We start from the raw sequence: 14212 nt of genomic DNA, 5'->3' as shown, positions 1-14212 counted from the left end.
CACTGGTATTATTAATACTTAATTTCTGTATGAGTAGATTGCTGCCAAGTAAGAAAACAATAACTTAGGAAACCAGATTGTTCATTTCAAGAATTGGCATTAGGGTTGCCATTACAATAAACAACACCATACCTGCCATCATTAAGACTACTGCTGGTGTAAACAACCCAAGTGCAATGTTTACTGTTGATTCGAAATCCCGATCCTGATTATCAGCTGCTCGCGTCAACATCTGCTCTAACTCACCACTTTGCTCTCCGCTGGCGATCATGTGTAGCATCATTGGTGGAAAAAGTCTGGTTTGTTCCAGAGATTTTCTCAAGCTACCACCTTCTCTCACCTTTTCAGCAGCCACCAGTACTTGTTCTTTAACATACTGATTGCCCATAACATCGACCGCAACCTTCATGCCGTCGAGTAACGGAATCGCGCTGGATGTACAAATAGACAAAGTCCTGGCAAATCTGGAAGTATTGATTCCCCGCGCAATCTTGCCTATTACTGGCATGTTAAGAATTTTTCGATCCCACGCCAGTCTGATTGAGGGTTTCTTAAGCAGTGTTTTGATGACAAAGGTAAGCGCAATGATAATCAACAGAACATAGACACCCCAGTTCTGCACAAATTCACTTAAATTCAGCAGTATCTGAGTTGGGCCAGGTAATTCCTGTCCCATTTCAACGAACTGATCCACAATTTTCGGAACAACTGTTGCCAAAAGAAAAGCAACGACAGAGATAGCGATAACAGTCAGTACTGTTGGATAAATCAGTGCCTGTTGAAGCTTTGAACGCATTTGCTGCCTGTTCTCTACATAATCAGCAATACGATTGAGCACAACATCAAGGTGACCTGACTTCTCCCCCGCAGCGACCATCGACCGGAACAGCTCATCAAAGATGTGGGGATAATCGCCTAAGCTATCAGCCAAAGGATATCCTTCGACAACCTTAGAGCGAACACCCATTAACATATTGCGAATTCTTGGTTTCTCAGACTGTTCCGCGACCGCCTTCAGACACTCTTCTAAAGGCATTGCTGCCTGCACCAAAGTAGCAAGCTGTCGAGTCAGAAGAGACAAATCGCTGACGCTGATTCCCCGTTGAAAAACACCACCAGCGTTGGTCCCTGAAGCATTGCTTTTTGCCTTGGTTTCGATAACTTCTACCGGAACCATGCCCTGCTCTTTTAAGCGCTGCCGAACCTGGCGAGCATTGTCGCCTTCGAGAACACCTTTCTTTTGCTTGCCTCTGGCATCCAGAGCTTTATATTCAAAAGCCGCCATCAGCTTTCCTTGGTCACTCGCATAATTTCTTCAATCGTTGTGATGCCCTGAAGCACTTTCGATAAACCATCATCACGAATACTTGGTGTATATCGACGAATCTCTTTCTCGATGGCCTGTTCGCCCTGCTCACTATGAATCAGCTCCTGAACATCGTCATTAATCAACAACAGTTCGTGAATACCGGTTCGACCCCGATACCCTTTTCCATTACAAGCTTCACAACCTACAGCGCGATACAAAATCATAGATTCAGACTCAGCGACACCGAGCTGTTCTTTCTGAACCTTATCTGCCTCATAAGGTAGCTTACAACTGGTACATAACGTCCTGACCAAACGCTGAGCAAGCACGCCCAGAAGAGAAGATGAAATCAGAAATGGTTCAATGCCCATATCCCTTAGTCGGGTAATCGCACCCACCGCTGTATTTGTGTGCAGTGTCGACATTACCAGGTGGCCCGTAAGAGAAGCCTGAACTGCGATCTGAGCAGTTTCTAAATCACGTATCTCCCCTACCATTACGACATCTGGGTCCTGACGAAGAATAGCTCTTAGACCACGTGCAAAGGTCATATCTACTTTTGGATTTACCTGAGTCTGGCCGATACCATCGATATCAAATTCGATCGGATCTTCAACCGTCAGAATATTTCGCTCTGTGCTGTTCAGTTCTTGCAAACCTGCATACAGGGTGGTTGATTTACCTGAACCAGTAGGACCGGTCACCAGAATAATACCGTGAGGACGCTCAATTAATTTGGCAAACTCATCATGGTTAGAGTCCGTCATACCAAGACTGTGTAGGTCCAGACGCGTAGCATTTTTATCAAGAAGTCGCATAACCACACGCTCACCATGAGATGAAGGCATTGTAGAAACACGAACATCAACCGCGCGACCACCGATTCTTAGTGAAATACGGCCATCTTGCGGGACACGCTTCTCTGCGATATCCAGCTTCGCCATAACTTTCACACGAGAAACAAGAAGAGGAGCCAGTTTACGGCTTGGAGCAAGCACTTCGCGCATCACTCCATCAATACGGAATCGGATGGAAAGTGACATTTCGAAAGTCTCGATATGAATATCGGAAGCCCCTTCTTTGATGGCCTCTCCAAGCATCGCATTTATCAGCTTGATGATGGGTGCATCATCTTCAGACTCAAGCAGATCTTCATTCTCTGGCAGTTCTTCAGCAAGTGAGAAGAAATCGTCGTCCGCGCCAATATCTTCCATTAGCTGTCTGGCTTCGGAAGAGTCTCTTTGGTAGGCCTCAGTTAACTTTTCTTCAAAGGCATCCTTGTCCACTTCAACAGGTGTAAAGGAGCGTCTCAGCACTCTTTTCGTCTCTGCCAATGCACTCATTCGCAGTGGAGCAACAAAGTACAGCACGGGCTCATCAGCACCTTCAGGATACTCAAGAACAACCTGATGACGCTTTGCGAAGCTAAATGGCAAACGTAACTGGAAGCCAACCATGTCACCCATTACTTAATCTCCACCTGCTCGAAGAAAGCTTGAATTTCAGCCGGGTAGTTCATATCAGCACCAAAGACTGGAAGCACTGGTAACTCATTGGGTAGTAATGCCATTCCGTCCTGAGACTTGTATAACTGCTCTGCACGCATGTAGTTGTACTTGCGCTGTGTCACACCATCAGCCGTCACACCATCGCGGATAATAGTTGGCTTAATAAATACCATCAGGTTACGTTTTTCTACGGAGTTGGATGTAGAACTAAACAGGTACCCTAGAATAGGAATATCGCCCAGGAAAGGTACTTTAGACTCACTCTCCTGTGTATGCTCGTCAATCAGACCACCAATAACCAGCATCTCACCATCCTGCACCATGACAGATGTGTTTAGCTGACGCTTGGCAAATCGCACATCAACAGCACCATCTGCTGCAAGCACACTAGAAACTTCTTGTTCGATCTTTAACTGAACCGAGTCGCCTTCGTTAATCTGAGGTGTTACTTTTAGCTTAATACCCACTTCCTGACGCTCAACGGTCTGGAAAGGATTGTCATTGTTGGAGCTTGTTGTAGAACCAGAAATAACCGGTACTTCCTCACCAACGATAAAGGACGCTTCACCATTGTCCATTACGGTAATACTTGGTGACGACAGAATATTGGAGTTGGCATCTGAATTAACTGCACTGATTAAAGCAGTCCAGTCACCCATAACAATACTGGCGGCCATTCCGTTTACACCAGATAAAGCAGAAGCCAGTGTGGAGTAGTCACCTTCTTCTGTGGTCGTTTCGTTACGAAGAAACTTACCATCGCTGTCATATACCGCTGTGGTTTTACTGGTGTCTTTCGCCTCTTCAAGGCCAACCATAACCTTGCCAATAGGACTTCCGGTATTTCCGTACTGGATCACTGAGCCTGACTCAAGAGAGCCCCACTGAACACCAAAGTTGGCGCCATCGCCTTCTGTCATTTCTACAATCAGCGCTTCAATCAAAACTTGTGCACGACGTATATCGAGCTGAGCTATAACATCTTGCAGTGCATTCATCACATCCGGCTGAGCAGAAATAACCAGTGAGTTGGTATCGGGGTGTGCAGATATCATCACTTCACTATTTTTAGTTGAAGTTTGCTTAGCAGCTCCCTGCTTCTCTTTCTGAATGTTCTCAGAGACGCCTTTCAGTACATCGACCATGTCTTCTGCTTTGGCGTACTTCAGATAAACAACCCGGTTATTACCTTTGGTTGCCATCTCTACATCAAGCTGTTGTATCAACTTACGCAGACGCTTTCTGACGGTAGGGTCACCAGAGATCAACACAGAGTTCGTCCTGTCATCAGCAACGAGTTTAGGCTGAAGAAACGCTGGAGTGTTCTTAGTATCTGTTGTTTTGTTCAGCGCTTCGACAATACGCACCATCTCGGATGCAGAAGCATTGCGTAAATCAACAACTTCAATTTCTTTATCACCAGCGCGATCAACTTTCTCAATGATTTCAGCCAGTCTGTTAACAACCGCTGCACGCCCGGTAATTAAAATAATATTTGCCGGATCATAATGAACAACGTTACCTGCACCAGCATTATCGTTTAGCTGTCTTAAAAGAGGGGATAACTCACGAACAGAGACATTACGTACAGCAACAACACGCGTGACAACAGCGTCACCAGCAACATTTCTGCTGCTATCGACAACTGGAACAGCAGATGTTTTTGCATCTTTCGCTTTGATGACCTTAAGAACATTGTTCTCCATTTCAACAACAGCGAAACCATAAACTTCAAGTACGTTTAAAAAGAAGTGATAGTACTGCTCTTCATTCAGTACATCATAGCTGCGTACGTCAATTTTACCTCGTACAGCCGGATCCACGATGATGGTTTTTTCCAGATTTCGCCCAACAATATTGATGAACTCCTGGATATCCGTACCCTTAAAGCTAGCACTGAACTCATTTGCTATCGACGGTGCGCACATTAGGCTACCCATCAATAGCCAAGCGCTTTTGCTCAACCACCTTTTCACACAAAACTCCTAAAATTGAATATATATCTCTTCCGTCTGGCCTTTTCGGTCTACCGTCAGGCTCAGCTCAGTTAATTCAGAAAGAGATGTCCAGATTCTACCCATGGTGGCTGAATCTGCTAAATCTTCACCATTAATATGTGTAGCAATATCACCACTTTTTAGTCCTACACTATCAAACAGCGCTTTGTTTTTTCCCGGTCTTACCCGATAACCAATCAACTTCCCATCTTTTCCTCGCATTTGAGACAACTGGATGTATTGAAGTAATCGTTGTGGGTCTTGAGTAATCTCTCGTTTGATCGCCTCCAAGGCGTTGGTTGGATTGTTACCTGATGTTCTGACGTTCGGGCTACTGCTCGTTGTTGTTTGGGATGTCGATAACTTCTTGTAATCGATACCCTGCAACATCAAGGTCTCATCTCGGCCTGCATTATCAATAATGACGCGATCAACAAAAACAGCCTTGAGTTTTGCTCGCGTACCTTCTATGTCTTCATTTATGCCGTAGGTAGACTGAACACCTCTATTGGCAATGACAGCAAGGCTATTGCCCTGGTTAGAGCTGGCAACAACGCCTACCAAAGTAAGATTCAGCTTTGTTTTCGGTGCATCTTTCACGACTTCGACCGGTTTTACCACCTCAGCCTTCTCAGAGTAGGAACCAAACAAGTTCGCACTCTTTAGCTCTCTTGTATCCAGGGAAGCATTTTCCTGTTCAGCGAGAGCCACATTACTAGCGTTCCATTCACTCACTGACTGCTTATCTAAGCCATACCAAATGAGCTCTCCGACAATCCAGGCAGAAAGAGAGATAAACACAGCGGTAATCAATAGGCTTATTTTAACCTGGGAATTCATAAGTCCTTGCAGAATAAGAGAAATAAAGTTACCTACCTTCCCTGCAGAACTCAGCGATAACGACATGAGTTGTAACCTTGATATTTAGTCATACAGATTTATATGCAACGCATAAAAGTAACATACACGCTTAGCAATAGGGTGATTTTAGGCTCATTATTTGATCACCCTTGAAAAGGTGGACTTATATCACCATTTTTAGTTCCAAGAAATAGCAAAAACATAAGTAATTAATATGAGTGTTACATCAGAAGCAGTAAGGCTGGATAAGTGGCTCTGGGCTGCACGGTTTTACCGAACACGTTCAATTGCTCGAAATATGATCGATGGTGGCAAAGTCCATTATAATGATCAAAGAACAAAACCAAGCAAGATTGTTGAACTCGGAGCTCAGATAAAGCTTCGACAAGGTAATGAAGAAAAGACTGTCGTCATCGAAAAGATTTCCGATAAAAGACGCGGTGCTCCTGAAGCACAAACGCTTTATCGCGAAACTGAAGACAGTATCGCAAGGCGTGAAGAAAATAGCATGAAGCGTAAAATGAACGCTTTTCACAGCCCAAGCCCGGATCGCAGGCCAGATAAAAAGCAACGCCGCGATCTTATTAAATTTAAACATCAATAAAAGCTGGAGTTTCCTGCAATGGCAAACAATGTGTTAAACCGCTACTTATTTGAAAACCTATCAGTACGTGGCGAGTTGGTTCAACTGGACGAGACATACCAACAAATTATTTCCAGCAAGGAATATCCGCAGCCGGTACAAAACCTGCTCGGTGAGCTATTAGTTGCAACCACTCTTTTAACAGCAACTCTTAAGTTTGAAGGTTCGATTACTCTTCAGTTGCAAGGAGATGGCCCTGTGTCACTTGCTGTAATTAATGGTGACCACAATCAGAAAGTAAGAGGTGTTGCGCGCTGGGAAGGCGATATCGATGATGATGCAGACCTGCATACACTGATGGGTAAAGGTCACTTGGTGATGACTATTACTCCTAGTAAAGGTGAACGTTATCAGGGTGTGGTAGGGCTAGAAGGCGATACTTTGTCTGAAGTCTTGGAGAACTACTTTATCCGTTCAGAGCAATTAAAAACCCGCATCTGGATTCGTCTTGGTGAACATGACGGAAAACCACACGCTGCTGGGATGCTATTGCAGGTTGTTCCAGATGGTACAGGTAAACCTGAAGACTTCGAACACCTTGAGCAATTAACCAGCACAATTAAAAACGAAGAACTATTTTCTCTTGAAGCAAATGATCTGCTTTATCGATTGTATAACCAGGAAACAGTACAACTATTTACGCCACAAAACGTTGAGTTTTACTGTGGTTGCTCTCGCGAAAGGAGCGCTGGTGCAATTTTGAGCATTGAAAAAGAGGAAGTTTATGACATCTTAACAAAAGAAGGTACAATTTCTTTACATTGCGATTATTGCGGCACGCAATACACGTTCGACGAGAATCAGGTATCCGAGCTGTTTATGGGTTCAGACAAAGACAATCATGTTGTGCATTAATATCGTTTAAAACCCACCAAAACGAACATTATCGAAACACCACGTAAGAGCCAGTTTTTACTGGCTTTTATTTTATATTTCACTCTTCAAACAAAATCCCCACACCGCACAAACGAAAACAAAATGCTCGAACTCGAAAGTTTTTTGAATATTTTTTGATCTAACGCAAACCTATACTTTGGTGGCAATCCAATCGCTAAAAAGTGTGAACCAAAGACAGAAACAGCATTTTATTCTTGAGTATTTTTTGACTTGTCTCCCTGTTTTCTAGCTTTCACGTTGCTAGCATGGTCAACAGACATAAAAACAAATTTTTACAAAATCCCTACAAAAATCTCAATAAGGAGCACCTATGACCGTTATGGAACATACTAAGGCTGCACAACTAGACCTAACCCAGTACGGACTAACTGACGTTAAAGAGATTGTTCGCAATCCAAGTTACGAAATGTTGTTCGAAGAGGAAACACGAGACGATCTCGAAGGTTTTGAGAGAGGCATCGTTACTGAGCTAGGCGCTGTTGCCGTTGACACTGGTATCTTTACTGGTCGTTCACCAAAAGATAAGTTCATCGTTAGAGATGAAACTACTGAAGAAAACATGTGGTGGACATCAGAAAAAGCGAAGAACGATAACAAGGCAATAAGCAAGGAAACGTGGGACGACTTAAAAGTTCTAACTACTAACCAGCTTTCAGGCAAACGTTTGTTTGTACTGGACTGCTTCTGTGGTGCAAACGAAGATACTCGTATTAAGATTCGTTTCATTACTGAAGTAGCGTGGCAGGTACACTTCGTTAAGAACATGTTCCTTCGCCCAACTGAAGAAGAACTAAAAACATTTGAACCTGATTTCGTAGTTATGAACGCTGCGAAAACTGAAAACCCAGATTGGGAAAAACATGGCATGAACTCTGAAGTTTATACTGTGTTCAACCTAACAGAGAAAATGCAGCTTATCGGTGGTACTTGGTACGGTGGTGAGATGAAGAAAGGTATGTTCGCGATGATGAACTACTTCCTTCCTCTGAAAGGCATCGCATCTATGCACTGTTCTGCAAACGTTGGTGAGGAGGGTGACGTAGCTATCTTCTTCGGTCTATCTGGTACTGGTAAAACAACACTATCAACCGATCCAAAACGTCAGCTAATCGGTGATGACGAACACGGCTGGGATGATGATGGTATCTTCAACTATGAAGGTGGCTGTTACGCTAAGACGATTCGTCTTTCTAAAGAAGCTGAGCCAGACATCTACAATGCAATCCGTCGCGATGCACTGTTAGAAAACGTTGTAGTACGTAACGATGGTTCTATCGACTTTGATGATGCATCGAAGACTGAGAACTCTCGCGTATCTTACCCAATCTACCATATCGACAACATTGTTAAGCCAGTGTCGAAAGCAGGTCACGCTCAGAAAGTTATCTTCCTGACTGCAGATGCATTCGGTGTTCTACCTCCAGTCGCTAAGCTAACTGCAGAGCAGACTAAGTACCACTTCCTGTCTGGATTTACAGCGAAGCTAGCTGGTACTGAGCGTGGTATTACAGAACCTGTACCTACATTCTCAGCTTGTTTCGGTGCTGCATTCCTGACCCTGCACCCAACTAAGTACGCAGAAGTTCTGGTTAAACGTATGGAAGCTGCTGGTGCAGAAGCATACCTTGTTAACACTGGTTGGAATGGTTCTGGTAAGCGTATCTCAATTCAAGATACTCGCGGTATCATCGATGCAATCCTTGATGGCTCTATCGATGAAGCAGAAACTAAGCAAGTTCCTGTGTTCAACCTTGAAGTTCCACTAGCACTTCCAGGTGTTGACCCTGCAATTCTGGACCCTCGTGATACTTATGTAGATCCTCTACAGTGGGAAAGCAAAGCAGAAGATCTAGCTGGTCGCTTTATCAAGAACTTCGAGAAGTACACTGATAATGCAGAAGGTGCAGCACTTGTAGCAGCTGGTCCTCAGTTAGACTAATCACTGATACATAGTCAATTGTTATTCAAGTCCCTCATTTGAGGGGCTTTTTTATTGAATCCAGAACTTTTTTGCGTCACTCTGTAGACAACAGATTAAACGGGCTCCAATAAATGAAACGGACTTTTGTAATCACCACTGCTTCGATACTGCTCATCATCACCCTGGCTGTGGGTGCATTGTATTGGGCTTTGCAGGGTCAATACGCAAGTGCCGTTGTGAACAGAATCTCACAACAACTGTCATTACCAGTCACCGTTTATGATGCTCAGTTTAACTTCCCTAATCACGTTTCGCTTTCTGGTGTTGATATCGAAGGATTACAAGAAGAACCAATCTCCGTAAGCAAACTGGATGTATGGATAACACCTTCTTCTCTTTTCAGTACCTCTCCGACAATAGACAGTATTCTTATAGATGGCATTAGCCTTCAGCATGGTGTTCCTAAACTACTGAATAACCTGACCGTTACCCTCAAACAACTGGCTATCAAGAATCTGGATTACTCCAATGGAGAGATCGTCGGTCGAGATATTAACCTTCAGATTAAAGATCCTAAATTTGAAGAGAGTAAACTCCCTTTGCCATATGGCTCGATTCAGTTTTCTGCCGAACAGCTCTACTGGCGGGGAGAAGCACTAGACTCTGTTTTAATCGATGCGGATTACAAGCCAGGCAATAGCACCATTTACGGTTTATCCTTTGACTGGCGAGATGGCCAATTTTCTGGTCAGGCGGAACAATATGATTCCGGTTGGTCACTTGTTAACTTCACCATTGATGGATTAAGACTCAGCGCAGAAGATTGGAAAGAATTGAACCGTCTAGGCTTAGGGGATGTCCGTGCTCATGTAAACCATATAAACAGCTTAGACATCTTAAAAAGCTCAATAGAAACTCAAGATTTATCAATAAGTAATTTTGACCTGTCGTTGGAAAACGTAAATCTCAAGCTCAATGTCTGGCAACAGGATAAAGCGTACGCATCACTCGATGCAGACAGCTTTTCTGTAGGAGAGCAAAACTTTGTAGAACCTGCATTTCAGGTTTATCTCTACTCTAATCAAATAAAAGTAGAGGAGTTCAATACTGAGTTTCAGCAAGGCAGTATTAATACCAAAGGTGTGCTGACACCGGAGAGCATGGATTTAGACCTGTTAACCATAAACAGGTTAAAGTGGATTCCTGAACAGGCCAATGAAACCAAGTTTATTACTGACGCACTTTCTAGGCTCAAAACTCTGAACATCAATAAGCTGGAAGTGAAACATAGCCAATTTATCCAACTAACAGGTAAACATAAGTGGCAAGTCAGTGGCCTCAACATCGAAGGCGATGACCTGTCGGTTATCCAAAGCGGACGTTGGGGGCTATGGAAAGGGAAGCTGGATATCAGTGCAAATAGTGCCAGCTTTGAAGAGCTTGTTTCAAATCAGATGTTTATAAGAACAACCAGTAACAAGGGTATCTGGTCACTCGATGAAGCGTTTATCCCTCTGGAAAATGGCTTAGTTGAGGCGACAGGCACCTACGACCTCAATACTTTAAGTCAGCCCTGGAGGCTTGAAGTTGCAGCGGATGGGATTCCTTTAGAGTTTGCCTCCCATTGGTATAAATTCCCGATAACTGTACAAGGGATAACAGAATTTCAGCTAAGTGCAGCAGGGTTGGGTGGTGATGAGTTGATGTTACGTCATTCATTCAGTGCAGAGGTTGCCGGATCAGTCAGAGAGGCCGAACTCATAGAAGAAATGAGTGATGAATCGGAGTTCGCCCAGTACCCTCTTCAACTAACAGAGATCGAACTTACTTCATCCAGGGGCATAATAGATATGAAGCCTTTGATGATATCTGGAGAATCAGTACAAGGAACATTAGAAGCCAACGTCGATTTACTGGATCTCGAAGAAAGCTTATTAAAGCTCTGCGTTGAGCGTGAATGCCAGAAAAAAGAGTGGGATCTGCTTTCTGGCTCTGAATCATTAAACATTCATTGCAGCGTCGATTAAGACTTCTTGTTGCTCCTGAACATCATTGTTTTTTTCGGGAAGCAGCACGTAAGTTCCTACAAACTCCACGGCCGGTTGATCATCGCTGTAAATAGTGACATTAATAATAATTCGGGCTTTTCGTCCCTTACCCAATCGATCCAGATCGCCACTTATGCCATCCAATGATGTTTTAGCCACTGGGTTGTTTTCTACCGGGTGGCGAAACCGGATGTTACTATCCGCCAATACAATATCAGCCGCCAGGTTGCGCTCTTTCATTAACAGCCAGGTCATACCCCAGCCCGTTAACGTTGCAAGGGTAAAGGCCGAGCCGGCAAACATGGAGTTTCGAGGGTTAAGGTTAGGGTTTAGCTGAGCACAACACTCGAACTGATAGCCAGTATATTGGTTAATCTTGATACCCATCTTGTCACTGATCGGGATTTGCTGCTCCCAACGCTCCTGAAGCTCACTGCACCATTGTGGCTTTCGAAGTACATTCGCCATAGGGTCGAGCTCTTTCACTAATTGCTGGTGACGGTTAGGGCCTTGTTGTTCACTAAGCTCACCATGACTCTCAAAGCCATTCTTCTTATAGAAGCCAAGTGCATCTTCTCTGGCATTACAAACCAGACGCTTGACACCTTCCTGACGAGCAAAAGATTCTAATGCCACAAGTATAAGTGAACCAACTCCTCTCTTACGTCGGTTCGCCTTTACTGCCATGTAGCGAATCTGGCCTTCATTATCTGGAGTAATATAGAGCCTGCCAACAGCCATAGGTCTTCCACGGCTATCAACAATCATCCTGTGATGACTCATTTCGTCAAACTCATCACGCTCTGATCCTTTCGGCATACGAAGAGGTTCGCGCAACATCTGCCAGCGAAACTGATAATACTTAGCTATCTGATTTTCGGTCTTGGGCGTGATTAGCTTAAACATAGAAATCCTTTTCTAAAAACATCAAGTTGCTTCAAAGGCTAAACCTGAAGCCAGAACGTAACCGGGCCATCGTTCACTAGCGAAACTTTCATATCGGCCGCAAAGCGTCCTCGTTCTGTTGGCAACACTTCTTTACAGCGGTCAGAGAAATACTCGTAGAGGCGTTCTGCATCAGCCGGATGCGCTCCACGGGAAAAGCCTGCACGAGTTCCCTTCTTAGTATCTGCTGGTAATGTAAATTGAGACACAACTAAAACACTTCCGTTCACTTGCTGAACGTTTAAATTCATTTTGCCTTCATCGTCACCGAAGACACGATAGGTTGTCACCTTCTCCATCAACCTTTTGGCTTTAGCTTCGTCGTCATCACGTTCAACACCTAGTAAAACTAAAAGCCCTTTATCAATTTCACCTACAACTTCGCCATCGACTTTAACCGCAGCTTCACTCACTCTCTGGATTAGCGCTATCACTACTTTTTCCTAACTCTCTATTGGTTGAACGACTTATATCAACATCCGAGTTTAACATGACTTCTGCGCTACACCACTCTTCGCTCTCACCGAGTGAAGCGGTTATTTCAGCACCAATAAGTACAATCATCCAGCAAAGATAAATCCAGAGTATGGTTATTGGGATAGTTGCAAGTGTGCCGTAAATGACCTGATACGACGGGAACTGGGTTATATAAAACGCGAATCCCTTCTTAGCCAGCTCAAACAGTATAGCACTTGCAGCCGCACCAAGGAGCGCGTCTCTGAACTTAACTTGCTTGTTAGGCACCAAGATATACAAGCTAAGAAACGCAACGACCGACAACAAGAAAGGCAGCCAGCTTAAGAAAAGTTGATAAGCCCCGGTAAACGCCTCGTACTCTAGCACTTTCAGTGAAGTAATATATGAGGTTAACGCTATGCTGCTACCGACTAAAATTGGGCCAGAAGTGAGCACCAGCCAGTACATAGAGAAAGAGTAAATCGCTTTACGTTTTTGGTTCACTCTCCAGATATAGTTTAGATTTTTATCTATGTTGGATATCAGCATCAGTGCAGCAATAAAAAGGAACAATCCCCCCATCGCAGTTCCTTTCCCCGCATTAGAAACAAATCCATTTAATGCGTGATTAATTACATCGCCAGCGGTGGGAACAAAATTAGTAATGATGTAGGTCTGAATTGTCTGCCCAGCATTTTCAAAAAATGAGAAAAAAGAGAGGACCGAAACCAACACTGTCAGCATGGGAACAAAAGAAAGAAGAGTGATGTAGGTAAGATACCCTGCATTCACATTAATCCTGTCGTGTTTCATTCGCTGATAAAGATAGCGAAAAAAATACAATGTGAATTTCACAGAATCACTTAACTTCAACTTGTTTCTCCGTTACAGGTAGTACATCCTAGGTGCATATATTCAATATATTATAGTCACCTAAGGCAAAAACTAATTCTAATAAAAAGGAATTCATCATGCGCTTAATTCTAGCGACACTACTAACACTTACCGCGCTCACGGGTTGCCAGTCGACCTATTACTCGGCTATGGAGAAAGTAGGCATCCATAAGCGAGACATTATGGTTGACCGGGTTGAAGATGCCAAGGTTTCTCAGCAAGAAGCACAGGAAGAATTTACCAGTGCTTTAGATGCCCTATCGAACCTGACTCAGTTTGATGGTGGCGATCTTGAAGCCATGTACAATCAGGTAAATGAGAATTACGAAGACAGCGAAGCAGCAGCTGAAACCGTTCGTTCCAGAATCGCAGCGATTGAGGATGTCTCTGAGGCTTTGTTTGAAGAGTGGGAAGAAGAGCTGGAGCTATACACAAGTAGCAAACTCCGTCGAAACAGCGAACAAAAGCTAAGAGAAACCAAATCTTCGTATCAAACCATGCTCAAAGCGATGAAAAAAGCGGAAGCGAAAATGACCCCGGTTCTGAATACATTGCGTGATAACACTTTGTATTTAAAACATAACCTGAACGCCAGCGCAATTGGCTCTCTACAGGGAGAATTTATGAGCCTTGAAAAAGATATCGGCCATGCCATTAAAGATATGGAAGCGGCAATTGCGGAATCGGACAAGTTTCTTAGTAAGTTAAGTGCTAAATAACCCCAGAACAACCT

At 43.8% G+C, this 14212-nt stretch carries 12 protein-coding genes; 5 read left to right on the top strand and 7 right to left on the bottom strand.

Annotation, left to right across the window (positions count from 1 at the left end; translation table 11 throughout):
- Positions 1–64: 64 nt before the first annotated feature.
- The 4 genes from gspF to gspC are packed head-to-tail and all read right to left on the bottom strand — an operon-like array spanning position 65 to position 5720.
- Positions 65–1285, bottom strand: coding sequence for a type II secretion system inner membrane protein GspF (gene gspF, locus SNR28_RS09960; RefSeq protein WP_375752155.1), 1221 nt, complete (start codon positions 1283–1285; stop codon positions 65–67).
- On the bottom strand, positions 1285–2775 hold the full coding sequence (gene gspE / locus SNR28_RS09955) for a type II secretion system ATPase GspE (protein ID WP_375752153.1): 1491 nt from the start codon (positions 2773–2775) through the stop codon (positions 1285–1287). The genes gspF and gspE overlap by 1 nt, the downstream gene beginning before the upstream one ends.
- On the bottom strand, positions 2775–4793 hold the full coding sequence (gene gspD / locus SNR28_RS09950) for a type II secretion system secretin GspD (RefSeq protein WP_375752152.1): 2019 nt from the start codon (positions 4791–4793) through the stop codon (positions 2775–2777). Before gspD ends, gspE begins: the two co-directional genes overlap by 1 nt.
- A 9-nt stretch (positions 4794–4802) precedes the next feature.
- Positions 4803–5720, bottom strand: a complete 918-nt coding sequence (gspC, locus tag SNR28_RS09945) for a type II secretion system protein GspC (RefSeq protein ID WP_375752150.1) — start codon at positions 5718–5720, stop codon at positions 4803–4805.
- A 169-nt stretch (positions 5721–5889) separates the two neighbouring features.
- On the opposite strand from gspC, the gene hslR reads away from it, so the two are divergent.
- From hslR to SNR28_RS09925, 4 genes are all read left to right on the top strand, one after another.
- Entirely contained in the window at positions 5890–6279 is a 390-nt protein-coding gene (gene hslR / locus SNR28_RS09940) for a ribosome-associated heat shock protein Hsp15 (protein WP_375752148.1), read from the top strand.
- Positions 6280–6297: 18 nt separating this feature from the next.
- On the top strand, positions 6298–7173 hold the full coding sequence (gene hslO, locus SNR28_RS09935; RefSeq protein ID WP_375752147.1) for an Hsp33 family molecular chaperone HslO: 876 nt from the start codon (positions 6298–6300) through the stop codon (positions 7171–7173).
- A gap of 352 nt (positions 7174–7525) precedes the next feature.
- Positions 7526–9154, top strand: a complete 1629-nt coding sequence (pckA, locus tag SNR28_RS09930; protein ID WP_375752146.1) for a phosphoenolpyruvate carboxykinase (ATP) — start codon at positions 7526–7528, stop codon at positions 9152–9154.
- Between the two features lie 113 nt (positions 9155–9267).
- Complete coding sequence (locus tag SNR28_RS09925; RefSeq protein WP_375752145.1) at positions 9268–11163, top strand: AsmA family protein; 1896 nt, start codon at positions 9268–9270, stop codon at positions 11161–11163.
- Here the strand turns inward: SNR28_RS09925 and SNR28_RS09920 are convergent.
- The 3 genes from SNR28_RS09920 to SNR28_RS09910 are packed head-to-tail and all read right to left on the bottom strand — an operon-like array spanning position 11137 to position 13458.
- Entirely contained in the window at positions 11137–12090 is a 954-nt protein-coding gene (locus tag SNR28_RS09920; protein ID WP_375752144.1) for a YiiD C-terminal domain-containing protein, read from the bottom strand. The genes SNR28_RS09925 and SNR28_RS09920 overlap by 27 nt on opposite strands.
- Positions 12091–12128: 38 nt before the next feature.
- Positions 12129–12563 carry a D-aminoacyl-tRNA deacylase gene (dtd, locus tag SNR28_RS09915; protein WP_375752143.1) on the bottom strand — a complete coding sequence of 145 codons (435 nt, stop codon included), beginning with the start codon at positions 12561–12563 and terminating at the stop codon, positions 12129–12131.
- Positions 12535–13458 carry a virulence factor BrkB family protein gene (locus SNR28_RS09910; RefSeq protein ID WP_375752142.1) on the bottom strand — a complete coding sequence of 308 codons (924 nt, stop codon included), beginning with the start codon at positions 13456–13458 and terminating at the stop codon, positions 12535–12537. Before SNR28_RS09910 ends, dtd begins: the two co-directional genes overlap by 29 nt.
- Positions 13459–13556: 98 nt before the next feature.
- Between SNR28_RS09910 and SNR28_RS09905 the strand changes: the two genes are divergently transcribed.
- Positions 13557–14198 (top strand): DUF2959 domain-containing protein, encoded by a 642-nt coding sequence (locus tag SNR28_RS09905; RefSeq protein ID WP_375752141.1) that lies wholly within the window; start codon positions 13557–13559, stop codon positions 14196–14198.
- Positions 14199–14212: the final 14 nt, after the last annotated feature.

This window comes from Vibrio iocasae, assembly GCF_042245395.1.
Taxonomy (GTDB): domain Bacteria; phylum Pseudomonadota; class Gammaproteobacteria; order Enterobacterales; family Vibrionaceae; genus Vibrio; species Vibrio iocasae.
The sequence above is the reverse complement of the archived record's forward strand: the minus strand, read 5'-3'. Positions and strand labels throughout refer to the sequence as shown.

Bases quoted from the DNA above. Each gene is read 5' to 3' on its own strand.
- gspF (WP_375752155.1), bottom strand. From the start codon at position 1,285: ATGGCGGCTTTTGAATATAAAGCTCTGGATGCCAGAGGCAAGCAAAAG.
- gspE (WP_375752153.1), bottom strand. From the start codon at position 2,775: ATGGGTGACATGGTTGGCTTCCAGTTACGTTTGCCATTTAGCTTCGCA.
- gspC (WP_375752150.1), bottom strand. From the start codon at position 5,720: ATGTCGTTATCGCTGAGTTCTGCAGGGAAGGTAGGTAACTTTATTTCT.
- hslR (WP_375752148.1), top strand. From the start codon at position 5,890: ATGAGTGTTACATCAGAAGCAGTAAGGCTGGATAAGTGGCTCTGGGCT.
- hslO (WP_375752147.1), top strand. From the start codon at position 6,298: ATGGCAAACAATGTGTTAAACCGCTACTTATTTGAAAACCTATCAGTA.
- pckA (WP_375752146.1), top strand. From the start codon at position 7,526: ATGACCGTTATGGAACATACTAAGGCTGCACAACTAGACCTAACCCAG.
- SNR28_RS09925 (WP_375752145.1), top strand. From the start codon at position 9,268: ATGAAACGGACTTTTGTAATCACCACTGCTTCGATACTGCTCATCATC.
- SNR28_RS09920 (WP_375752144.1), bottom strand. From the start codon at position 12,090: ATGTTTAAGCTAATCACGCCCAAGACCGAAAATCAGATAGCTAAGTAT.
- SNR28_RS09905 (WP_375752141.1), top strand. From the start codon at position 13,557: ATGCGCTTAATTCTAGCGACACTACTAACACTTACCGCGCTCACGGGT.